The sequence below is a fragment of the Congregibacter sp. genome (assembly GCF_045107095.1).
In the GTDB taxonomy this organism is placed as follows: Bacteria; Pseudomonadota; Gammaproteobacteria; order Pseudomonadales; family Halieaceae; genus Congregibacter.
Window position 1 is genome coordinate 20,390 of the sequence record NZ_JBGCFU010000033.1, and the last position, 20,729, is coordinate 41,118.

At 55.4% G+C, this 20,729-nt stretch carries 21 protein-coding genes; 15 read left to right on the plus strand and 6 right to left on the minus strand.

Features of this window, described 5'->3' with window-relative positions; all coding sequences use genetic code 11:
* Nucleotides 1-48 precede the first annotated feature (48 nt).
* The 6 genes from mltB (at nt 49) to AB8B76_RS05895 (ending at nt 5,845) form a co-directional block, all read left to right on the plus strand.
* Nucleotides 49-1,047 (plus strand): lytic murein transglycosylase B, encoded by a 999-nt coding sequence (mltB, locus tag AB8B76_RS05870; protein ID WP_405271082.1) that lies wholly within the window; start codon nt 49-51, stop codon nt 1,045-1,047.
* On the plus strand, nt 1,044-1,838 hold the full coding sequence (locus AB8B76_RS05875) for a septal ring lytic transglycosylase RlpA family protein (RefSeq protein ID WP_405271083.1): 795 nt from the start codon (nt 1,044-1,046) through the stop codon (nt 1,836-1,838). The genes mltB and AB8B76_RS05875 overlap by 4 nt, the downstream gene beginning before the upstream one ends.
* Before the next feature lie 74 nt (nt 1,839-1,912).
* A complete protein-coding gene (locus tag AB8B76_RS05880; RefSeq protein ID WP_405271084.1) occupies nt 1,913-3,145 on the plus strand; it encodes a D-alanyl-D-alanine carboxypeptidase family protein in 1,233 nt (410 codons plus the stop codon).
* Nucleotides 3,138-3,437: a YbeD family protein gene (locus AB8B76_RS05885; RefSeq protein ID WP_405271085.1), complete on the plus strand. Its 300-nt coding sequence runs from the start codon at nt 3,138-3,140 to the stop codon at nt 3,435-3,437. Before AB8B76_RS05880 ends, AB8B76_RS05885 begins: the two co-directional genes overlap by 8 nt.
* Nucleotides 3,434-4,069: a lipoyl(octanoyl) transferase LipB gene (gene lipB, locus AB8B76_RS05890; protein WP_405271086.1), complete on the plus strand. Its 636-nt coding sequence runs from the start codon at nt 3,434-3,436 to the stop codon at nt 4,067-4,069. The genes AB8B76_RS05885 and lipB overlap by 4 nt, the downstream gene beginning before the upstream one ends.
* Before the next feature lie 165 nt (nt 4,070-4,234).
* A complete protein-coding gene (locus AB8B76_RS05895) occupies nt 4,235-5,845 on the plus strand; it encodes a peptide chain release factor 3 (RefSeq protein ID WP_405271113.1) in 1,611 nt (536 codons plus the stop codon).
* A 38-nt stretch (nt 5,846-5,883) separates the two neighbouring features.
* Here AB8B76_RS05895 and AB8B76_RS05900 read toward each other — a convergent pair whose 3' ends face one another.
* On the minus strand, nt 5,884-6,366 hold the full coding sequence (locus AB8B76_RS05900; protein ID WP_405271087.1) for a glutathione peroxidase: 483 nt from the start codon (nt 6,364-6,366) through the stop codon (nt 5,884-5,886).
* 88 nt (nt 6,367-6,454) lie between these two features.
* Nucleotides 6,455-7,633 (minus strand): fatty acid desaturase, encoded by a 1,179-nt coding sequence (locus AB8B76_RS05905; protein ID WP_405271088.1) that lies wholly within the window; start codon nt 7,631-7,633, stop codon nt 6,455-6,457.
* Between the two features lie 75 nt (nt 7,634-7,708).
* On the opposite strand from AB8B76_RS05905, the gene AB8B76_RS05910 reads away from it, so the two are divergent.
* On the plus strand, nt 7,709-9,055 hold the full coding sequence (locus tag AB8B76_RS05910; protein ID WP_405271089.1) for an MATE family efflux transporter: 1,347 nt from the start codon (nt 7,709-7,711) through the stop codon (nt 9,053-9,055).
* On the opposite strand, the gene AB8B76_RS05915 is transcribed toward AB8B76_RS05910, so the two are convergent.
* The 4 genes from AB8B76_RS05915 to AB8B76_RS05930 form a co-directional block, all read right to left on the minus strand.
* Nucleotides 9,052-10,398 carry a glutamine synthetase family protein gene (locus AB8B76_RS05915; RefSeq protein ID WP_405271090.1) on the minus strand — a complete coding sequence of 449 codons (1,347 nt, stop codon included), beginning with the start codon at nt 10,396-10,398 and terminating at the stop codon, nt 9,052-9,054. The genes AB8B76_RS05910 and AB8B76_RS05915 overlap by 4 nt on opposite strands.
* Nucleotides 10,399-10,494: 96 nt before the next feature.
* Entirely contained in the window at nt 10,495-11,340 is an 846-nt protein-coding gene (locus tag AB8B76_RS05920) for a helix-turn-helix transcriptional regulator (protein ID WP_405271091.1), read from the minus strand.
* A gap of 92 nt (nt 11,341-11,432) precedes the next feature.
* Nucleotides 11,433-12,089: a lytic transglycosylase domain-containing protein gene (locus tag AB8B76_RS05925; RefSeq protein WP_405271092.1), complete on the minus strand. Its 657-nt coding sequence runs from the start codon at nt 12,087-12,089 to the stop codon at nt 11,433-11,435.
* The gene (locus AB8B76_RS05930) at nt 12,046-13,761 is read right to left on the minus strand and encodes a proline--tRNA ligase (RefSeq protein ID WP_405271093.1); all 1,716 of its coding nucleotides are present in this window, start codon (nt 13,759-13,761) and stop codon (nt 12,046-12,048) included. The genes AB8B76_RS05925 and AB8B76_RS05930 overlap by 44 nt, the downstream gene beginning before the upstream one ends.
* 460 nt (nt 13,762-14,221) lie before the next feature.
* Between AB8B76_RS05930 and AB8B76_RS05935 the strand changes: the two genes are divergently transcribed.
* The 8 genes from AB8B76_RS05935 (at nt 14,222) to ybgC (ending at nt 20,728) form a co-directional block, all read left to right on the plus strand.
* Nucleotides 14,222-14,644: an HU family DNA-binding protein gene (locus AB8B76_RS05935; protein WP_405271114.1), complete on the plus strand. Its 423-nt coding sequence runs from the start codon at nt 14,222-14,224 to the stop codon at nt 14,642-14,644.
* Between the two features lie 292 nt (nt 14,645-14,936).
* Complete coding sequence (locus tag AB8B76_RS05940; RefSeq protein ID WP_405271094.1) at nt 14,937-15,248, plus strand: FmdB family zinc ribbon protein; 312 nt, start codon at nt 14,937-14,939, stop codon at nt 15,246-15,248.
* Nucleotides 15,249-15,304: 56 nt separating this feature from the next.
* Complete coding sequence (gene aspS / locus AB8B76_RS05945; protein WP_405271095.1) at nt 15,305-17,086, plus strand: aspartate--tRNA ligase; 1,782 nt, start codon at nt 15,305-15,307, stop codon at nt 17,084-17,086.
* A gap of 26 nt (nt 17,087-17,112) precedes the next feature.
* Nucleotides 17,113-17,859: a YebC/PmpR family DNA-binding transcriptional regulator gene (locus AB8B76_RS05950; RefSeq protein WP_405271096.1), complete on the plus strand. Its 747-nt coding sequence runs from the start codon at nt 17,113-17,115 to the stop codon at nt 17,857-17,859.
* A gap of 125 nt (nt 17,860-17,984) precedes the next feature.
* A complete protein-coding gene (gene ruvC / locus AB8B76_RS05955; RefSeq protein ID WP_405271097.1) occupies nt 17,985-18,503 on the plus strand; it encodes a crossover junction endodeoxyribonuclease RuvC in 519 nt (172 codons plus the stop codon).
* 45 nt (nt 18,504-18,548) lie between these two features.
* Nucleotides 18,549-19,157, plus strand: coding sequence for a Holliday junction branch migration protein RuvA (ruvA, locus tag AB8B76_RS05960; protein WP_405271098.1), 609 nt, complete (start codon nt 18,549-18,551; stop codon nt 19,155-19,157).
* 43 nt (nt 19,158-19,200) lie between these two features.
* A complete protein-coding gene (gene ruvB, locus AB8B76_RS05965) occupies nt 19,201-20,271 on the plus strand; it encodes a Holliday junction branch migration DNA helicase RuvB (RefSeq protein WP_405271099.1) in 1,071 nt (356 codons plus the stop codon).
* A gap of 7 nt (nt 20,272-20,278) precedes the next feature.
* Nucleotides 20,279-20,728: a tol-pal system-associated acyl-CoA thioesterase gene (ybgC, locus tag AB8B76_RS05970; protein WP_405271100.1), complete on the plus strand. Its 450-nt coding sequence runs from the start codon at nt 20,279-20,281 to the stop codon at nt 20,726-20,728.
* The last annotated feature ends 1 nt before the right edge of the window (nt 20,729 follow it).

Sequence of the window (20,729 nt, forward strand, 5' to 3'; positions counted from 1 at the left end):
GTTCGCCCTTCGAACCCCGTCACGACGTATTCACAAAGGACTTTTAAGGTGAAGCAACGCCAAAAATTTGGATTTCACGTTTGCGCCAGCTTGCTCGGTGCATTGTTTCTCACAGCACCGGTACACGCGGATTACTCGAATGCCCCGGGCGCTCAAACACTGATCGCCGAGATGGTGGCCGAGCATGATTTTTCAGCGGAAGAGCTGCAGACGCTTTTTATGGGCGCTGAGCGGCAGCAGAGCATTCTGGATGCTATATCGCGACCGGCAGAGAAAACCAAACCCTGGCACGAATACCGAGAGATTTTTCTCACAGAGCGCCGAGAGCGAGAGGGCGTTGAGTTTTTTCGGGAACACCGCGAGGCCCTTTCCCGCGCGCAGGCAGAGACAGGCGTTCCCGCAGAGGTCATCGTCGCTATCATTGGTGTAGAGACCTACTACGGTCGGATCGCCGGTAGTTATGACGTGATTGACGCGCTATCGACTCTCGCTTTTGATTACCCCAAGCGTTCGAAATTTTTTACCAGTGAGCTCAAGAACTTTTTGCTATTGTCCCGCGAGCAAGGCATGGATCCGCTCTCCTTAAAAGGATCTTACGCAGGCGCTATGGGTTACGGACAGTTCATGCCCAGCAGCTACCGAGCCTATGCCATAGACTTTGACGGAGACGAACTCGTCGACATCTGGAACAACCCCACCGATGCCATTGGAAGCGTGGCTAATTATCTGGCCAAGCACGGGTGGCGGGGCGGAGAGCCCGTTGTCAGCGCGGCTACTGCCTCCGACGCGGCTCCACAGGAAGCCTTTGAGGGCGGACTAAAGCCCTCACGATCGGTCCAGGCCTTTATCGACATGGGCGTGACTCCCGAGCAGCAGGTGGATCCCGAGGCGATGGCGACGGCAATGAAGTTTGAGTTGGCGGATGGCTACGAATACTGGCTGGGCTTGCAGAACCTCTATGTCATTACTCGCTACAACCACTCGGCTATGTATGCGATGAGTGTATTTTTGTTGAGCCAGCGCATTGCCGCGGGCGTGCAAGCGTGACGCGATCCAGCTTAGGACTCCTGTGTGTCCTGACTGCAGTTACTGCGCTGGTAGCGTGCTCGAGCTCTGATCCCAAGGTCGCTTGGGAGGGCGATGGCGCTCCGGTAACCAGTATGGAGCCGGACGCCGTGGCAGACGCGGTTCCTCGTCCTGATCCTATTCTTCGTGCAGGGAATACTTCGCCTTACAGTATCGATGGCGTTGAATATCGCGTACTCCCGAGCGCCGAGGGATATAGCAAGAAAGGTGTCGCCAGCTGGTATGGCACCAAGTTTCATGGCAATAAAACGGCCAATGGTGAGGTCTATGATCTGTATCTGGCGACGGCTGCCCATCGAAGCCTTCCCATACCCAGCTATGCAACGGTAACCAACCTTTGGAATGGCCGTCAGGTGGTGGTGCGGATCAACGATCGCGGGCCGTTCCACCCAGACCGATTGATCGACTTAAGCTACGCCGCCGCGGTAAAGCTGGGTTTTGTCGATAAAGGAACCGCTGAGGTTCTGGTTGAGACCATTACTCTGGCAGGGATAGATGACCTTCGTGATAGCGAGACGGGCGAGTATCGCTATCTTCAACTGGGCGCCTTTGCTAATCCGGATACCGCTGATGGTCTCCGGGAATCTGTCGCTGCGATGGTGGATGCACCTGTGAACGTTACCCCTGTTGATGCTGGTGGTCAGCGTTTGCATCGCGTGCGTGTGGGCCCGGTTGCCGACGGAGAGCAGCTTCGCTACCTTCGTGATTTGCTGATGAGCCGCGGGTATTCACCCGGTCTGGCCCTGCCATAATGGCCAAACTATTAGGGAGTACCTCCCGCTTCAATTTTCGCCGCGATTTTTCAGTATTGAGAGCTTGCGGTACCATGCTCCGCCTCCGCACATCTGACCTGACTTTTATGCCAAATTCTTTACGTTTTTCCTCCATTCTTGCGCGCATCGCTTCGCACAGTCTGGCCCTGATCCTTGCTGCTTTAACTGTATCGGCATCTGCGCAGAACATCGTACCGGCCGCCCCGGAGATCGCTGCACGGGGCTACCTCCTTGTGGATGCGAACAGCGGTGCGGTACTGGTCGAGTCCAACGCGGATGAGCAGCTGCCGCCGGCCAGTCTGACCAAGCTCATGACCGCTTATGTGCTGGCCTCGGAGATCGCTGCGGGTCGCGTCACCCGTGACGATCAGGTTACCGTCAGCCGAAATGCCTGGTCGCAAAACCCGGTTTTTAATGGCTCTTCGCTTATGTGGATCGAGCCTCGGATGCCCGTCACCATCGGGCAGCTGGAGCAGGGGGTAGTTATCTCCTCAGGTAATGACGCGACGGTCGCCGTAGCTGAGCACATCGCTGGCAGTGAGGCGGCCTTTGCCGATCTCATGAACAAACATGCCGCTGAACTGGGCCTCCACGGGACCTACTTCGCTAATTCCCATGGCTTGCCTCATCCTCAGCACCTGACCACCGCGCGGGATCTTGCGGTACTTGCCAAGAACATCATTCAGCGCTTCCCTGAGCACTACAAAGTCTACAGTCAGCGCGAATACACCTATAACGATATCAAGCAGTACAACCGGAATAAGCTCTTGGGTGAGGACCCTTCCGTAGATGGCTTGAAGACTGGTTATACCCGTGAGGCAGGGTACGGGCTGGTCGCTTCTGCCGAGCGCAACGGCATGCGCCTGATCTCTGTGGTCATGGGAACAGACAGCGCCCGTGCGCGAGCTCGGGAAACTCGCAGCTTGTTAAATTACGGATTCCGGTTCTATGAAACCGACGTGATGGTCGCGGGTGGGGAAGAGCTTGAGAAGCCACGAATTTGGAAAGGCGAACTTGATTACGTACCGGTAGGTATTGCCGATGACGTAGTGATGACCTTGCCCCGAGGCAAGCGCAACAGTCTCGTGAGTGAATTGGTGCTCATGGACCCTATTAGCGCGCCTTTGGCTGTTGGCGATGCGGTGGGCGAGTTAACCCTGACGCTCGATGGTGAGGTACTGCAGCAGATTCCCTTGGTGGCTCTGGAGCCCGTCGAAGCGGCTGGCTTTTTCGCCCGGATCTGGGACATGGTCTTAATGTGGTTGGCGAAGCTCTTCGGTGGCTGAGCTCATTACAGGTGCGCAGGGAGAAGGTGGTGAAGAGCCACCCAAGATTGAATTCCCCTGTGATTACCCGGTAAAAGTACTCGGGCGTAACGTCACAGAGTTCCGCCCTTTAGTGCTTGAGATATTTGAGCGCCACGCCCCCGGCTTTGATCAGGAGACCATCACCGTCCGCGATAGTCGCAAGGGTAACTTCCTCTCCATGACAATTATCATTACCGCCACCGGCCCCGAGCAGCTAGAGGCTCTTCACCAGGATCTCCGGGCTACGGGTCTGGTGCAGATGGTGCTGTGAACGCTGCTACCGTGCCGGAGCTGGTTGTTCGGCGTTTTGGGGAGTGTGATTACCAGCAAACCCTGGACAAGATGCGTAGCTTTACTGACACGCGAATCCCTGAAACTCCCGATGAGCTTTGGTTACTTCAGCACCCTCCAGTTTTTACCCAGGGGCTTGCAGGACGAGAAGAGCATCTTCTGGCACCGGGTGATATTCCGGTAGTGCAGGTGGACCGGGGTGGACAGGTTACCTATCACGGCCCCGGTCAGTGGGTCGTTTACCTATTAGTCGACTTACGCCGCCGGCACTTCGGCGTCCGTGGGCTGGTTGATGTTATCGAACAATCGATTGTCACAACTTTGGAAGCCTTTGGCATCGAAGCTGCACCGGACCCCAAGGCTCCCGGGGTCTACGTGAATAGCCAGAAAATTGCGTCACTGGGATTACGAGTGCGGCGCGGCTGTAGTTACCACGGATTGTCGCTGAATTCCGATATGGATCTTGAGCCCTTTACGCGTATCAATCCCTGCGGTTACGCCGGTCTTGAGGTCACTTCCCTAAGGGCTCTTCTTGGCGATGCCTGCCCCGATATGCAGCGCATTGGTGACCGGTTGTTACAGTCTCTTGAAGTTCGTCTAAGCGCGCGCTGACGTTTTATCCGAGCCTCTGCATCGGCTATGATGCGCGCCCTCAGCGACCCAAGTCCCAAAAATTCAGTAAAGAGTTTTGTAACAAGTTTTCTACAGAAACCAGCGACGGGATGCTTGGATTTTTGCTACCGAAACAATGATGACGGATCTCCCATGACCGACCCTATGCCTACAGCAGGCGCCGATTCAGACAAAGTCACTGGCGGCCTCGCGACAAAAGTTGCCCAACGACGCACCTTCGCGATTATCTCTCACCCGGATGCGGGTAAGACGACGATTACAGAGAAGCTCCTTCTTCTTGGCAACGCCATCGCAATAGCGGGCAGTGTTAAGGGTAAAAAAGGCCCTCATGCGACCTCTGATTGGATGAGCATGGAGCAGGAGCGTGGTATCTCCGTGACTTCTTCGGTGATGCAGTTTCCTTATCATGATCGCGTTGTAAATTTGCTGGATACCCCGGGGCACGAGGACTTCTCCGAGGATACCTACCGCACCCTGACCGCCGTTGATTCGGCGCTCATGGTCATTGACGGTGCTAAAGGTGTCGAGGACCGCACGATCAAGCTGATGAACGTTTGCCGTCTTCGAGATACGCCCATTATCAGTTTTGTTAACAAACTCGACCGGCCGACTCGGGACCCTATCGAACTCCTTGATGAGATTGAGGAAGTTCTTGGCATTGCCGCCGCGCCCGTCAACTGGCCCATGGGAATGGGTGAACACTTTCAGGGGGTGTACAACCTGTACACGGATACCCTGCATTGCTTTGAGCGCGGTCATAACGCGGTACTTCCTCCCGATACGCGCATACAGGGATTGGACTCTGATGCGGCCCGTGACTTGCTCGGTGATGAGTACGATGACTTCGTTGATGAGATCGAATTGGTTAAAGGAGCCAGTCACGAGTTTGAGCTTGAAAAGTTCCTTGCCGGCAAGCTCTCCCCGGTGTTCTTTGGCACGGCCTTGGGTAACTTTGGCGTGCGCGAAATGCTCGATAACTTTGTTGAGTGGGCGCCTCCGCCTCAGGGACGGGGCAGTAATGAACGTGAGGTCGAAGCGGGGGAAAGCACCTTTAGTGGCTTTGTGTTCAAAATCCAGGCAAACATGGATCCCCGACATCGCGATCGCATCGCATTTATGCGTGTCTGCTCCGGCCGTTATGAGAAAGGCATGAAAATGCGTCACGTGCGTATGGCGAAGGACATTAAAATCGCCGATGCCGTGACCTTTAAGGCTGGGGAGCGCGTTTTGGTAGAGGAAGCCATCGCCGGCGACATCATCGGTCTGCACAATCACGGCACAATACAGATTGGAGATACTTTTACCGATGGTGAAAACCTTGGCTTTACAGGGATTCCGCACTTTGCTCCCGAGCTCTTTCGCCGGATTCGGCTGCGTGACCCCATGAAGTCAAAGCAGTTACAGAAAGGGCTCCAGCAGTTGTCGGAAGAGGGCTCGACGCAGGTGTTCGCCCCCATAAGTTCCACGGATCTTATTGTGGGCGCGGTGGGTCAACTCCAGTTTGATGTGGTCGCCTATCGGCTGAAGGACGAGTACAAGGTGGAAGCCATGTATGAGCCGGTCAACGTGTATACCGCGCGATGGGTGTACTGCGACGATGAGCGAAAACTGGAAGAGTTTCGGAAAAAGGCCGCTGATCAGCTATCCATTGATGGCGGTGGTTTCCTGAGTTATCTGGCGCCGACGCGGGTGAACCTAGCGCTCATGGAAGAGCGGTGGCCGGATATCCAGTTCCGTGCAACGCGAGAGCATTAAGCTCCCGCATCACGGCAAGTCCTTATAACGGCTCGATTCTATAAAAGCGCTTGAATGTCTGAGGCGATTGCCTCTGGTTTGGTCGTAGGCGCGTAGCGCTTGACCACATCTCCGGCACGATTCACGAGAAACTTCGTAAAGTTCCATTTGATACGCTGGCTGCCCAGAGCGCCTGGTGCCGCCTGCTTCAGGTGGGCAAACAACGGATCAGCGTCGCCGCCATTCACGTCGATCTTCCCAAACATCGGGAAACTCACCCCGTAGTTCAGCTGGCAGAACTCCTGAATCTCATCGTTGCTGCCGGGATCCTGGCTACCAAACTGGTTACAGGGGAAGCCCAAAATAGTAAAACCCTGATCCTTGTACTGTTCATAAACAGACTCAAGGCCAGCAAATTGAGGGGTAAAGCCGCACTTGGATGCGGTGTTCACAATAAGCAGTACCTGTCCGCGATAGTCTTCTAAGGATTTTTCATTGCCCTGCTTGTCCTGGGGGGCGAAGCCGTAAATGCCATCACTCATGGAAATACCTCTTAGCGGCGATTCTCAGGGAATCGCCATGAATTTAAGATCTCATTCACGAACTATACGCCGACCGTCAGGTCGTCGATCATCCTGCAACGGCTTGTGGCTGCCATTGGTTTATCAGAGTGCGCAGGCGTTTACGCTGCACCCGAAGTGAGAATTCCAGCTCACGGAACTGACTGCGGAGTTTTGCCTGTTCCCAGCGCTCCTGAAACTGTTGATAGCGCTCAGCAACGGCACCCTCAAGCTGCTCCCTGTGTCGCTCGTAGCGGTCAGCTTGTAGCTGCGTCCACTGGTTAACCGAGTCCGTAAACAACTGGTACTCGCGTTCAAGAATAGCCGTCAGCGCCGTTTCTTCTTGATCCGCAGCGAAGTCTTGAGCGCGCTTGAACTGCATATCTAGCAGCGCGCGCTGGATTCGAAAATCCGGAACGGTCTGAAGGTCCGTCGCCAAGCCCACTTTTGCTAATCCCGCAATCATCCACTTGGTGGGATCCCACTGATACCAGCGGATACCGTTTCGGTAGTCTTTTTGGAAAATGTGGTGGTAGTTGTGATAACCCTCACCGTAGGTCAGGAATGCTAGAAACCCATTGTCCCGAGCGCTGTTTTCTTCGGTGTAGGGTCGGCTTCCCCAGTAGTGAGCAAGAGAATTGATAAAGAAAGTTACGTGATGATTCACTACCAGACGCAATAGGCCGACCAGAAGCACGGTGCCAATTACGTCGCCCAAGGCTAGGCCGAGGAGAATCGGCACGCCCAGATTCATAAATGTCGTGATCGCGACGTAGTGTTTGTGCTGCCACATCACGATAGGGTCACGCATTAAATCTTGCGCATTGCTGAAATCCTCTCCATTGGTGGCATACTCGCGCAGCATCCAGCCCATATGGCTAAACCAGAGGCCTCGGCCAGCGGAATAGGGATCTTCAGCGTTATCGTCGACATGTCGGTGATGGCGGCGGTGATCCGCGGCCCAAATGAGTATGCTGTTTTGTAGCGCGCCGGCGCCCCAGAGGGCGAACCAAAGGCGAACGCTCCAGTGAGCTTTGTAGGCCTTGTGGGACCATAAACGGTGATAACCACCGGTAATGGAGAGGCCGTTAAGATATAAAAATACCACTGCCCAGACCCACTGGGTGGCAGTGAATCCGGCGTAAATGCCCCACAGTGGCACTAAAATAGCGGCCAAAATGGGAAATCCAACGAAGATCACGGCATTGACGCGGATCAGTGGCGGTTTAGGAGATTGTTCTTTCATCATGCAGGTGCCTAGTGTACGAGCGGCGATTTTAACGGGATCGGCGCCCGAAGTCTTGACCCGTTTAAAGGATGTATTTTGAGCGGTCCGGTGTTCCTGAGCGGCTCCCCCATGCGCCACGTGTTGGTCATGACTGGCGCATCTTCTGTGGGGCTCATTGCGATGTTCACCGTGGACGTCGTGGACATGTTTTTTATTACCTTGCTAGGGGACCAACGCCTGGTTGCCGCGGTTGGTTTCGCTGGCACCTTGCTATATTTCCTCCTGTCTCTGGGTATCGGACTTCAGATAGCGCTGGGTGCGTTGGTTGCGCGAGCAGAAGGCAATCAGGACCGAACTCTGGCAGGGCGTTATTGCAGCTCAGTACTGTGGTTTAACGCCCTTACCGTGGGTCTGGTGGCGGCCGTAGCCTGGATCTGGTTGCCTGAGCTGCTGCAACTCTTGGGAGCATCGGGCGACACTCTGAATTTCGCTTTGGCGTACAGTCGAATCCAACTTCCTGCGGTCCCGTTGCTGGTTCTAGGTATGAGTCTGTCGGCCGGGCTGCGCGCTGTGGGAGATGCGCGGCACAGCATGCTTGCGACGCTCGCGGGTGCATTTGCAAACGCTGTGCTCGACCCGATTTTGATTTTTTACTTTGAGCTTGGCATCGAAGGCGCGGCTTGGGCTTCTGTCGCTTCCCGAGTGGTCGTTGTGAGCTACGCTGGATACGTGCTGTTTTTCAGGCATCGCCTACCCAGTCGCGTGTCACCGAGCATGATCGTGGCGGACGCCCCCGCAATCATGGTGATCGCAGTGCCTGCGGTGCTCACGAATCTCGCCACACCCTTTGGCAACAGTTTGGTATTGCGCATGATGTCTCAGTTTGGCGACAGTGCGGTGGCGGCCACCGCAGTGATGGGGCGTTTGGCGCCGCTGGCGTTTGCCGTGGTGTTTGCGGTGTCAGGAGCGGTAGGCCCCATCGTTGGCCAGAACGCGGGAGCCTGTCGCTATGATCGTGTGCGGCAAACGTTGTTAGACGCTTCGAAGTTTGTAGTGGCCTATGTTGCGGTGGCTTGGTTGATTCTTTGGTTGGTTGCGGACCTCGTAATCGCGACCTTTACCGCGAGCGATCTTGCCGCGGACTTACTCGGTTTTTACTTCCAATTTCTGGTGGGCGCTTTTGCTTTTAACGGCCTTCTGTTTGTATCCAACGCCAGTTTTAACAACCTCGGCCGCGCCTACCTCGCCACATTGTTTAACTATGCCAAAGTCTTTTTGGGGGTTGTGCCTGCAGCTTACTTTGGTGCGTCCCTATATGGCGCGCGGGGTTTGATGGTGGGGGAAGTGTTGGGAGCTTCGCTCTTCGGCGTCTTGGGCATGCTAAGTGCCCTGGCATTGGTTAGCCGTCTTCAGCGCGATTACCCACCGCTCGAAACGGGCTAAAGCCTCTCGACGTAGGCGTGATACTCAAGGCTCGTAATGTGGCGCTGGAACTCCGCGAGTTCCTGTGCCTTTGTGAGGCCAAAGTTGCGCTGCATTTCAGGGCCTAGGGCTGTACTGACAAAACTGGATTCTCCAAACAGGTGGAGAGCATCCTGCATGTAAATGGGGAGCACTTCCGCGTCCAGCTGGCTATAGCCATCGCCGCTAATTGGAGCTTTGGGGGTGAGCTTGCGTTCGATCCCGTCGAGTGCAGCAGCCAAAATGACCGCAAAAACTAAATAAGGGTTGGCATCCGCGCCCGCCACTCGATGCTCTAATCGCCGAGCTTTGTTGTTGCCCGCGGGTACTCGTACGGCAACGGTGCGGTTTTCGTAACCCCAGTTTGGAGTGATGGGCGCATGGCTACCTTTCTGGAAGCGTCGGTAGGCGTTGAAGCTCGGTGCGAAGATCGCAAAGGAGTCCGCCATATGCTGCAGGCAACCGCCAATAGCGTGGCGCAGTTTGGGCGTTCCAAACTCTGTGCCGTCGTCAAAAACGTTTTTGCCATCGCGATCAATCACGCTGCAATGCACGTGAAGGCCATTTCCTGCTTCATCGGCAAACGGCTTAGGCATAAAGCTGGCGACAAGACCGTGTTGCTTGGCAATCTCCTTGATGGCGTGTTTCATCATGAGGATCTGCCGGGCTGCGAGCACCGGATTGTCCACATGCTGCATGTTGATTTCGTACTGCGATGGCGCCGATTCTTTGACGACACCATCAAAAGGCAAACTCTGTAGATGGCAGGCACGGTGAATTTGCTCAAGCATTGCGTGATTTTGCTGAAGCACATCGAGGCCATAGAGGTTGCCGCCTATGGGCTCGCCTCGGTAAGGCTTCTCCCCGCTATGGCTTGGATGTTTCCCGTCCCATTTCACCAGGCTGAATTCCAACTCCGCGGCTACGACGGGGCGCCAGCCTCGGGCGTGATAGCGAGACACAACCCGTTTGAGAACCTGACGGGGATCCCCCAGATAACCTGAGCCGCCGGGGCGGAACATGGTGAGCATAAGTTGACCGTGGCGCCCGCTGGGGGACCAGGGAGTCGGTAGGAGAGAGCCCTCAACGGGAAGGCACACGCCGTCCTCGTCACCGGTGGCAAACACCAGTTCTTCAACGTCGCGGCCCCAGATATCTAGCGCAAGGGCAGTTTTGGGGAACTTTAGCTCCCCTTTATAAACCTTGGCCAGCTTGTTGCGCGGCAGCCATTTACCCCTGAGAACACCGTTGCTATCAGGCAGCAGCGCTTCGATCATCGATACCTTGGGATAGGCGCGTAGAAACCAGTCTACCTCCAGCGCCATAAGTTATTTTTCCCGTGTTAAAAGATCCCCAGACCGCACTATTACTAGATGGAACACATCAGGCAATACCCCAAGTTGGGCACGCGGAGCCCTAAACTATGCCGGACCCATGTAAATGGTCAGGGGGTCTTCTCCAGCGGCTTCTCCCAGGCAGGACATGGTGTTGAGGAATAGGGAGAAAAGGTCGGTTTGGGAGTTCACGTCGAGCTTGCGATAGATACTCTTGCGGTGACGGCGCACGGTCTCCCGGGCAATGGATAATCTGTCCGCCGTTGTGTCGGTACCGTAACCGCGGAGCATTAACTCCAGTACGCCTCTCTCTCGAGGGGACAGCATGGATGTTCCGAAGGTTTTAAACGCCAAATCAATTTGGTGGTCTATGCCCGGTTGAATAAGGTTCTCTACGGCAAAGGCATCGAACTCACTGTGGATGCGCAGGAGCTCGGAAACCGGATCCGCAAGAGAGTAGAGCAGCTGATACTCATCATCGCTGAAAGTGCCTTGCTCGGGCAGGCGCATCATCGAAATATTGATCACACTGCCGCCCTGAAGCTGGGATAAAAAGATCGCCTCGTCTACGGTCCCCGTGTCGCCATAATAGTTGTTGTAATAGCTTGAGGACTCGAGACGCCCTGCCGTAAGTCGCGATAGCCGGTAGATGCGATTTTTGGGGCGGTCGATGGATGTCTGAAAAAACGGATCTTCGCGATAGGGTCCTTCCAGGTAAGCATCAATCTGCGAGGGAACCGCCGCTGGAGGAATCTCATGGTAGAGCACGCTGGGCGGAAGATCCCGGTGGTAAAGCCAGACCTGAGGGTAGGCAATAGGCACTCTCTCGCGCACCGCGGCGATGAGGGCCGGAAAGAACTCATCGCGACCTAATGCGCCGACGGCGCGGGCTAAGTCGCGATTCCACTCACTCAGTAGTGCCAGTGTGCTCATGTTAGCGGAGCCGGTTTGCGTGCTTCACAAAAGAAACGCCGTTTACAAGGAGTGGGGAGAGTGTGTTGTGGGTGCTCTGCCATGTCAAACCGCTAGTCGCTCCAGTCCAGGTTGCTCGTACGCCAATGTTGCCGCCAGGCAAGTTCCACCTTGTCGCTGTAAACCCGTCTGCCGCTGCTGCCGTTATAGGCTGCGAGAGCCCGGGGCAGGACGCCGTCTTCCCGTTGCAGGTAAAACTGCAGAATTCGGCAGCCATAGTCGAGATTGGTGAGGTTGTCGGTAAGGTTGTCATCTGGCCGTCCGATCTCGTTCTTCCAAAACGGCATGACTTGCATAAGCCCTTGAGCGCCTACTCGCGACACCGCAAAGCGATCGAAGTGGCTTTCGACCTCTATTACCGCCAGCACCAGTTCGGGAGCGAGGGCGCTACGGCTCGCCGCCGCGTGGACCTGTCGCAGGAGTTGGAGTCTGCTGTCCGCATCGGGTACGTAACGTGTGAGCCGGGCACTCATATCGACTAGCCAGACTTCTGCGTCGAACCTGTCGTCAAAGCTCTCACTGGCAGCTATGTTGGACTCAAGAAACTGCCGCAGCGCTTCCCGTTGCGCGTCAACGGAAGAAAGCCCTTCTTGGGCAGCAATATGCCCCGCCGCGATAAACAGTAGCGCACTCGAAAGGTAGGCCAGACGCTGCAACAAGTGGGTCTCAGCTTCCCGGCTGGAGCTGCGAAGCAATAAAACCCATGGCATCCGCTAGAGCCACTCGCTGTGATTCGGCATCCCGTCGACCCTGATACTCAATCTCACCTTCGGTCAGAGAGCGATCTCCAACAACAATCCGGTGGGGAATTCCCAGTAACTCCATGTCCGCGAACTTCACACCAGGCCGCTCGTTTCGGTCATCCATGAGAACTTCGATTCCCTGTTCCTGACATTGCGTGTGCAGGGCTTCGGCAGCTTCCGCTACGGCAGCCGATTTGTGCATGTTGAGGGGGACAATCGCGAGCTGGAATGGAGCCATGGCGCTTGGCCAGATGATGCCCCGCTCGTCGTTGTTCTGCTCAATGGCGGCAGCGACAATGCGGCTAACGCCTATACCATAGCAACCCATGCTCAGGGTCACATTGCGCCCGTTCTCATCAAGGACTTTGGCGTTCATCGCTTCACTGTACTTTGTGCCGAGCTGGAAAATGTGACCCACCTCGATGCCACGACGTATCTGCAGCGTGCCGCTGCCATCAGGGCTGGGGTCTCCGGACATGACACTGCGCAGATCGGCAGTCGCATAATCGCTGATATCCCTGTCCCAGTTAGCGCCCTCGAAGTGTTCATCCGGGCTGTTGGCCCCACAGCAAAAGTCCGCGCAGGCCGCGGCGCTATAGTCCGCCACGACCGGGATAGAAAGACCAACGGGCCCAAGAGAGCCAAAGCCTGCGCCACAGGCTGCTTTAGCCTCATCTTCGGTCGCCATTCTCAGGGGCGATGCAACCAGAGGGTGTTTTTCGGCTTTCACGGTGTTGAGTTCATGGTCACCGCGAATTACCAGCGCTACGAGGCCGCCTTCTGCAGCCTCCACCAGCAGAGTTTTTGTCGTGCTCTCTGCGGGCAGTTGCTGAGCCTCGCAAAGATCTGCGATGGTTTTTACTCCTGGCGTAGCAATTCTGTTTAGCTCTCTGGACGGTGCGGGCCGCTGATCGCTTTGATCAAGGCTCTCGGCCCGTTCCACGTTGGCGGCATAGTCACTGCCATCACTAAATGCGATGGCGTCCTCTCCAGAGTCCGCCAGCACATGAAATTCGTGAGAAGTGTTCCCGCCAATGCTCCCGCTATCGGCCATAACCGGTCTGAAATCTAGTCCAAGGCGCTCAAAGATCCTGGTGTAGGCTCGATGCATCACCTGGTAGGTGGTCTCCAGAGATGATTGGTCGGTGTGAAAGGAGTAGGCATCCTTCATGAGGAATTCCCTGGCTCGCATAACACCGAAGCGAGGGCGGATCTCATCTCGCACCTTGTTTTGAATCTGATAGAGATTCAGCGGCAGCTGTTTATAGCTACTGATTTCATTGCGCACGATGTCGGTGATGACCTCTTCATGAGTGGGTCCCAGGCAGAAGTCGCGTTTGTGTCGATCCTGTATACGCAGTAACTCTGGGCCGTATTGCTCCCAGCGACCGGACTCTTCCCACAACTCAGCTGGCTGAACCATCGACATTACTAATTCCAGCGCACCCGCTGCATCCATTTCTTCGCGGACAACGCGTTCGACTTTGCGAAGGACTTTTAAGCCCATGGGCATCCATGTGTAGAGCCCGGAAGACAGCTTGCGGATCAGCCCTGCACGGAGCATGAGGCGGTGGCTGACGATCTCCGCATCTGCTGGCGTTTCTTTGTGCGTAGTGATGAGAAACTCGCTACTGCGCATTGGTTTTTTCCTCGTTCCTGCGATGGTGGGGGAGTGTAAGACGCAATCGCGCGGTGGTACAGAAACGAATCAAATAACTTTTGCGGTAGCGTCCGGCAAATCTTGCAGGAAATACCTAAAAAAATAGGGTTTTTTTGCCGCGCATTGCGATAAACGCTTGTATTGTAGGGTTGAGTGATTTATATATGTCCCCAAGTTGTGATTAACGCTTTATACGCAGTCTTAAGGCGCTTAACGAACGTGGCCCTAGAATGTGTTTAGAGCAAAATCACGACTTGTATGCCCAGGTCATTAAATGGAGAAACGCGGCGTTTTTTCTGACAAAGCTCCTGTCGTGGGGTGCATCGGTAAGATCTATGTATTTAGATCACTGATCCACGCTCCGGCTTTTGGACCCCGGCAGAAAACGCGTCGTGATATGAAACATAAAACCCTTAAACCGCAAGGAAGGTTCATAATCATGGCGACACGCAAAGCAGCAGCAAAGAAAGCCCCAGCTAAGAAGAAAGCAGCAGCCAAAAAGGCACCTGCTAAGAAAGCAGCAGCTCCCGCTAAAAAAGCAGCACCCGCTCTGAAAGACAAAATGACGAAGACTCAGGTCATGGCGAGCATCGCTGACAGCACAGGCCTGACTAAAAAGCAGGTGGGCGATGTGATGACCGAGCTCGAAACACTCATCGAGCGCAGCATCAAGAAGCGTGCTGTTGGTGAGTTCACGCTGCCAGGCCTGATGAAGATCACCACAGTGAAGAAGCCAGCAGTCAAGGCGCGCAAGGGCATCAACCCTTTCACTGGTGAAGAGACTATGTTCAAGGCGAAGCCAGCAAGTGTTGCTGTAAAGGTTCGTCCTCTGAAGAAGATGAAGGAGTTTGCTCAGTCCTAAGTTAGGACAGAGCAGAGTAGGGCGACTCGAAGAGACGCCCCTCTTTCCAAGCTTCTAATCTGAGCCTGTCCGGCATAATTCTCCGCCGGATAGGCTTGGATTCTCGCGTCCCCCGATTTTCAGGGTTGACGTTCTCCCATTGGTTCGCATCGCGAGCTGAGGTAGAATCCGCGCCGCTTTTTAAAATGCCTCTCGCTTGTCGTCTCAGAGTACCGCCTCAGGGTTCGGGTCGGAGGTCGAAACGGCCCCATCCATCGGCGACAGAGCCTTTGCGTTGGAAGGATTTACTACCATGCCCATATACGAATACCAGTGTAATGAGTGCGGCGCACTCCACGAAGCTCTGCGCAAGATCAGCGATCCACCGTTGACTGATTGTCCTGCTTGCGGCAAATCTGCGCTACGCAAGAAGGTCTCCGCGGCGGCTTTTCGCCTGGCGGGCAACGGCTGGTACGAAACAGATTTTAAGAGCGGTAAGAAGAAAAATCTGGCCGGAGACAGTGGTGCCAGCTCTAGTGATGCCTCGGCCGGAAGCTCCGACAAAGGTGCGCCTGCGGCAAAACCATCGAAAACTGATACAGGCAGCGGTAGCTCCGCGGCTTAATTTTTGTTGAAGCAACGCAATGAGCGTGCAACTTAACCCCACACATAGGTACCACCATGCGCAGCCATAACTGCGGCCTTCTTCGAAGTGCCGATATTGATGAGACCGTAACACTCTGCGGCTGGGTGGACCGGCGCCGCGACCATGGCGGGGTAATCTTTCTGGATCTTCGTGATCGCGACGGGATTGTGCAGGTGGTTTTTGATCCCGACACCGAAGAGCATTTTGCAACCGCTGATCGCGTACGCAGCGAGTATGTACTCAAGGTCACGGGCCGGGTGCGCGCCCGCAGTGAGGCCACAGTGAATCCCAGCATGGCGACGGGTGAAATTGAGGTACTTGGGAAAGAAATCGAAGTACTGAATACGGCCGCTACACCGCCTTTTCAGTTGGATGAGCACACTTCCGTTGGCGAAGAGGTTCGTCTGCGCTACCGCTACATGGATTTACGTCGTCCCGAGATGCAGCAGCGTTTACGTCTGCGCTCCCAGGTAACAGACGCGGTACGTCGCTTTCTGCACGAAGAAGAGTTTCTGGATATCGAAACGCCCATCTTGACTCGTGCGACACCCGAGGGCGCGCGGGATTACCTGGTGCCTAGTCGTACTCATCCGGGACAGTTCTTCGCGCTGCCGCAGTCCCCGCAACTCTTCAAGCAGCTGCTGATGGTGTCGGGCTTTGACCGCTACTACCAGATCGCCAAGTGCTTCCGTGATGAGGATTTACGTGCCGATCGTCAGCCTGAGTTTACCCAGATTGATATCGAAACCTCGTTCATGGACGAGGCAGGCATCATGGAGATCACCGAACGCATGGTGCGCGGGCTGTTTCAGTCGGTGCTGGGCGTTGATCTACCTAGCTTTCCGCACATGACCTGGAAAGAGGCCATGGAGCGTTTCGGCTCTGATAAGCCGGATCTGCGCATTCCCCTGGAACTGGTTTCTGTGGACGACTTGATGCAGCAGGTGGACTTCAAGGTCTTCCGGGGTCCAGCTGATGACCCTCAGGGTCGCGTCGCAGCCTTGAAAGTCCCCGGTGGTGCATCAATCTCGCGCAAAGAGATAGACGACTACACCCGTTATGTCGGTAACTACGGTGCCCGCGGGCTTGCGTGGATCAAGGTCAATGATCTGGCGGCCGGTGTCGAAGGCCTTCAGTCTCCGATTCTGAAATTCATGCCTGATGACGTAGTCGCAGCGATGATGGAGCGTCTTGAAGCGGCTAACGGAGACATCATCTTCTTTGGCGCGGATCGCGCAGGCATCGTCAACGAGGCTTTAGGCGCACTGCGTATCAAGGTCGGTACGGATCAAGGGCTGGTGAGCGAAGGTTGGGCGCCTCTTTGGGTAGTCGATTTTCCTATGTTTGAAGAAGACGGGAACGGTGGTTGGACGCCACTGCATCATCCATTTACTGCGCCGGCCTGCGACTTGGCAACGCTTAGCCAGCACCCCGGTGAGGCACTATCGCGCGCTTATGACATGGTGCTTAACGGTACCGAGCTCGGCGGAGGCAGCGTGCGTATTCATAACCTGGAAACACAGGAAGCAGTTTTCGATATCTTGGGTATTGATCCTGCAGAAGCACGGGAGAAGTTCGGCTTTCTCCTCGATGCACTCAAATATGGTGCGCCCCCGCACGGTGGCTTGGCCTTTGGTCTGGACCGAATTGTCATGCTCATGAGCGGTGCCGCTTCTATTCGCGACGTTATTGCGTTCCCTAAAACGCAAACGGCTGCCTGTGTAATGACTGAGGCACCGGGTACGGTAGGTGCTGCGCAACTTCGTGAGCTGCACATTCGACTGCGAGAGCAAGAGAAGAAAGAGGGTGAAAGCTGAGTCTATTTTGACCAGGGGGATCGCTGATGGCGGGACATAGTAAGTGGGCCAATATCAAGCATCGCAAGGCGGCACAGGATGCCAAGCGCGGGAAAGTGTTTACCAAACTCATCCGCGAGCTGGTTGTGGCGGCTAAGCAAGGCGGTCCACTACCCGAGGACAATCCGCGTCTGCGCGCTGCGGTAGACAAGGCCTTGGGCTCTAATATGACCCGCGACACCATTGATCGTGCGATCGCACGAGGTGCGGGAAATAACGAAGCGGACGACGTTGAAGAGCTGACTTACGAGGGTTATGCCTCGGGTGGGGTTGCGGTGCTCGTTGAGGTAATGACCGACAACCGTAATCGCACGGTGGCAGAGGTGCGCCACGCCTTTAGTAAACGCGGTGGAAACCTTGGCACGGATGGTTCGGTCGCCTATCTATTTGAGCGCAAAGGCCAGATTAGTTTTGCCCCCGGTGCCGACGAAGAGCAGGTCATGGACGTGGCGCTCGAGGCCGGCGCCGAAGATGTCGAAGCTGCAGATGACGGCTCTATTGAGGTGACCACGGCCTGGGAGGAGCTGTCTGTTGTAAAGACGGCCATGGAGGCATCCGGTCTGGAGCCCGCAGAGAGCGAAGTCACTATGATTGCCTCAACAACTGTCGCGGTTGACGCACGCGGAGCTGAAACAGTGATGGGCCTTATTGATGCTTTAGAAGAGCTCGACGATGTTCAGAACGTTTATTCCAATGTCGATATCCCGGACGATATTCTGGATGCGATGTCCTAAAGACGGTCTCCCACCGCGCTTTCTCAGGAGATATCTAGCGTTGTTTTCAGCCCTCTCGCGCTGGAAACCCTGTATATTTATACATACTATAGGCTCTCGGCACAGCGACCGGTTGGGCGCAGCTCATGGCAATTATTCTAGGTATTGATCCCGGCTCCCAAAAGACTGGCTTCGGTATCATCAGTACGCTTAACGGCAAGAACAGCTACATCACCAGTGGCGTTATCCGTCTGCCGAAAGGCGCCTTACCTGAGCGGCTGCGGATCATTGCCGAGAGCGTTGCGGAGCTGGTCGAACTGCATGGGCCCACGGAGTTATCCGTGGAGCAGGTGTTTCTTGCGAAAAGCGCTGATGCCGCCCTGAAGTTAGGGCAGGCCCGAGGCGCTGCCATTGTGCCCTGTGTGATTCGAGGGCTGGACGTCAGCGAGTATTCCGCGCGCCAGATAAAGCAATCTGTTGTAGGCACGGGCGCCGCAGACAAGGCCCAGGTTCAGCATATGGTCAAAGCCCTGCTCAAACTTCCCGGCGCTCCACAGGAGGATGCAGCGGATGCACTGGCCGCGGCACTGTGTCATGCGCATACTCGCGATGGTCTGGTTCGAGTGGCAGGCGCCACTGCGATTCGTCGCGGTCGTATGCGCTAGCTAGCCATTTCTATGAATAAAAAGAGTTAAAAAAGGACGCCTAGGGTGATCGGTCGAATTTCAGGAACCTTACTGCACAAGCAGCCCCCCGAGATACTAGTGGACGTGGGCGGCGTGGGCTACGAACTCCAGGTGCCCATGACCACGCTTTTTCAGTTGCCGGCCCTAGGGGAGCTAGTAACGCTGCTGACTCATCATGCCGTGCGAGAAGATGCCCAAACGCTGTATGGTTTTGTTAGCGAACGAGATCGCCAGTTGTTTAGACACCTAATCAAGGTCAGTGGTGTTGGCCCCAAACTCGCACTAACGATACTGTCGGGAATGGATAGCGATCGCTTTGCCCGGGCAGTGCGAGACGATGACCTCACGGCCTTGGTTGCCTTGCCGGGAGTGGGTAAAAAAACCGCAGAACGGTTGCTCATTGAAATGCGTGATCGTCTTTCGGGATGGCTCGAACAAGCAGGCGACAGCACCTCTACAGCCGGACAGTTGCCGTCTGCATCGGATAAACTCAGTGATGCTGAGGATGCATTGGTAGCGTTGGGCTATAAGCCTGCCGAAGCTGCGCGGCTAGTGGCTCGCGTAGATAACGATGCGATCTCTGACAGTGAAGAGTTGATACGGCTTGCGCTCCGCTCCACGGTACGCGCTTAGCAATGACGGGCAGTAATAACCATCAGGCAGGGCACGATTTTCCATGATTGAGACAGACCGCCTAATAGCTCCAGAGCCTGTGGGTGTCGTTGAGGACGCACAGGATCGCGCTGTTCGGCCAAAATCCTTGGGGGAGTACATTGGTCAGCCCGTTGCTCGCGAGCAGATGGAGATTTTTCTGGCAGCGGCCAAAGGGCGTGACGAGCCCCTGGACCACACACTGATTTTTGGTCCGCCTGGTCTCGGTAAGACAACGCTTGCAAGCATTATCGCGAATGAAATGGGCGTCTCGCTCAAAACAACTTCGGGTCCGGTGCTGGAAAAGGCTGGCGACATAGCGGCGCTCATGACCAACCTCGAGCCTGGTGATGTGTTGTTTATTGATGAGATTCATCGCTTGAGTCCCTTCGTCGAGGAAATACTCTATCCGGCGATGGAGGACTATCAGCTGGACATCATGATTGGCGAAGGCCCTGCGGCTCGCTCGATCAAGCTGGATTTACCGCCGTTCACTCTCGTTGGTGCAACGACCCGTGCGGGACTGCTCACATCACCTCTGCGAGATCGCTTTGGTATCGTGCAGAGACTGGAGTTTTACGCCGTTGATGATCTTGCGGTGATTGTTGCCCGGTCAGCGCGAATTCTGGAAATACCCATGGACGAGGCGGGTGCCCGCGAGATCGCCCGACGCTCGAGGGGGACGCCGCGTATCGCAAACCGCCTCTTACGCAGAGTTCGGGACTATGCCGAAGTAAAAGGCGATGGCACGGTCAACGCCGATATTGCCGATCGCGCTCTCGACTTACTTAGCGTCGATGCGAAGGGTTTTGATCACCTTGATCGGCGTCTGTTGCTGGCAATGATCGAGAAATTTGATGGGGGACCAGTGGGTGTAGACAGCCTGGCCGCTGCCATCTCTGAAGAGCGCGGTACCATCGAAGATGTTCTGGAGCCCTTTTTGATCCAGCAGGGCTATATGATCAGAACGCCCAGAGGCAGGATGGTGACGCGCTTGGCCTACCAGCACTTCGGCGTGCCTATGCCCAGTGATGAGCGGTCTGTGGCGCCGTCGGCGGATGGCCAGGCTTCATTGCCCTTGAGTTCTGGCGAATGATCGGCCTATGAGTGACTTACCCCTCAATGGTCTTGGGGAATTTTCCCTGCCTATTCGGGTCTACATCGAAGACACCGATGCAGGCGGGATTGTCTACTACGTGAACTATCTCAAATACATAGAGCGAGCTCGCACGGAGTTCATGCGATCGCTGGGTATGGACCGGGCGACTATTTTCAATGACGAGTTAATGTTTGTTGTGAGCGATGTTTCGATCAGCTATTCCCGTCCCGCACTACTCGATGATGATTTGGAAGCGACAGCTGCGCTTATAGGCGTGGGTGGTGCTTCGTTAAAGCTTAAACAATGTGTGCGCCGGGGAAACGACCTGGTTGCCGAAGCCGCCGTGTCCTTAGCCTGCGTAAGTCCAGAAACACTGGCTCCGCGTCGCATACCCAAAGCGATGCTTGCTACACTGCGCGCCGCGCACGATCCTCAAAACGGCCTCGGAGAATGAC

What these genes read in the sequence shown, in the direction of transcription:
- AB8B76_RS05880 (WP_405271084.1), top strand. Translation starts at nt 1,913, where the DNA reads ATGCTCCGCCTCCGCACATCTGACCTGACTTTTATGCCAAATTCTTTA.
- AB8B76_RS05895 (WP_405271113.1), top strand. Translation starts at nt 4,235, where the DNA reads ATGCCTACAGCAGGCGCCGATTCAGACAAAGTCACTGGCGGCCTCGCG.
- AB8B76_RS05900 (WP_405271087.1), bottom strand. Translation starts at nt 6,366, where the DNA reads ATGAGTGATGGCATTTACGGCTTCGCCCCCCAGGACAAGCAGGGCAAT.
- AB8B76_RS05905 (WP_405271088.1), bottom strand. Translation starts at nt 7,633, where the DNA reads ATGATGAAAGAACAATCTCCTAAACCGCCACTGATCCGCGTCAATGCC.
- AB8B76_RS05915 (WP_405271090.1), bottom strand. Translation starts at nt 10,398, where the DNA reads ATGGCGCTGGAGGTAGACTGGTTTCTACGCGCCTATCCCAAGGTATCG.
- AB8B76_RS05920 (WP_405271091.1), bottom strand. Translation starts at nt 11,340, where the DNA reads ATGAGCACACTGGCACTACTGAGTGAGTGGAATCGCGACTTAGCCCGC.
- AB8B76_RS05925 (WP_405271092.1), bottom strand. Translation starts at nt 12,089, where the DNA reads ATGCCATGGGTTTTATTGCTTCGCAGCTCCAGCCGGGAAGCTGAGACC.
- AB8B76_RS05930 (WP_405271093.1), bottom strand. Translation starts at nt 13,761, where the DNA reads ATGCGCAGTAGCGAGTTTCTCATCACTACGCACAAAGAAACGCCAGCA.
- AB8B76_RS05935 (WP_405271114.1), top strand. Translation starts at nt 14,222, where the DNA reads ATGGCGACACGCAAAGCAGCAGCAAAGAAAGCCCCAGCTAAGAAGAAA.
- AB8B76_RS05940 (WP_405271094.1), top strand. Translation starts at nt 14,937, where the DNA reads ATGCCCATATACGAATACCAGTGTAATGAGTGCGGCGCACTCCACGAA.
- aspS (WP_405271095.1), top strand. Translation starts at nt 15,305, where the DNA reads ATGCGCAGCCATAACTGCGGCCTTCTTCGAAGTGCCGATATTGATGAG.
- AB8B76_RS05950 (WP_405271096.1), top strand. Translation starts at nt 17,113, where the DNA reads ATGGCGGGACATAGTAAGTGGGCCAATATCAAGCATCGCAAGGCGGCA.
- ruvC (WP_405271097.1), top strand. Translation starts at nt 17,985, where the DNA reads ATGGCAATTATTCTAGGTATTGATCCCGGCTCCCAAAAGACTGGCTTC.
- ruvB (WP_405271099.1), top strand. Translation starts at nt 19,201, where the DNA reads ATGATTGAGACAGACCGCCTAATAGCTCCAGAGCCTGTGGGTGTCGTT.
- ybgC (WP_405271100.1), top strand. Translation starts at nt 20,279, where the DNA reads ATGAGTGACTTACCCCTCAATGGTCTTGGGGAATTTTCCCTGCCTATT.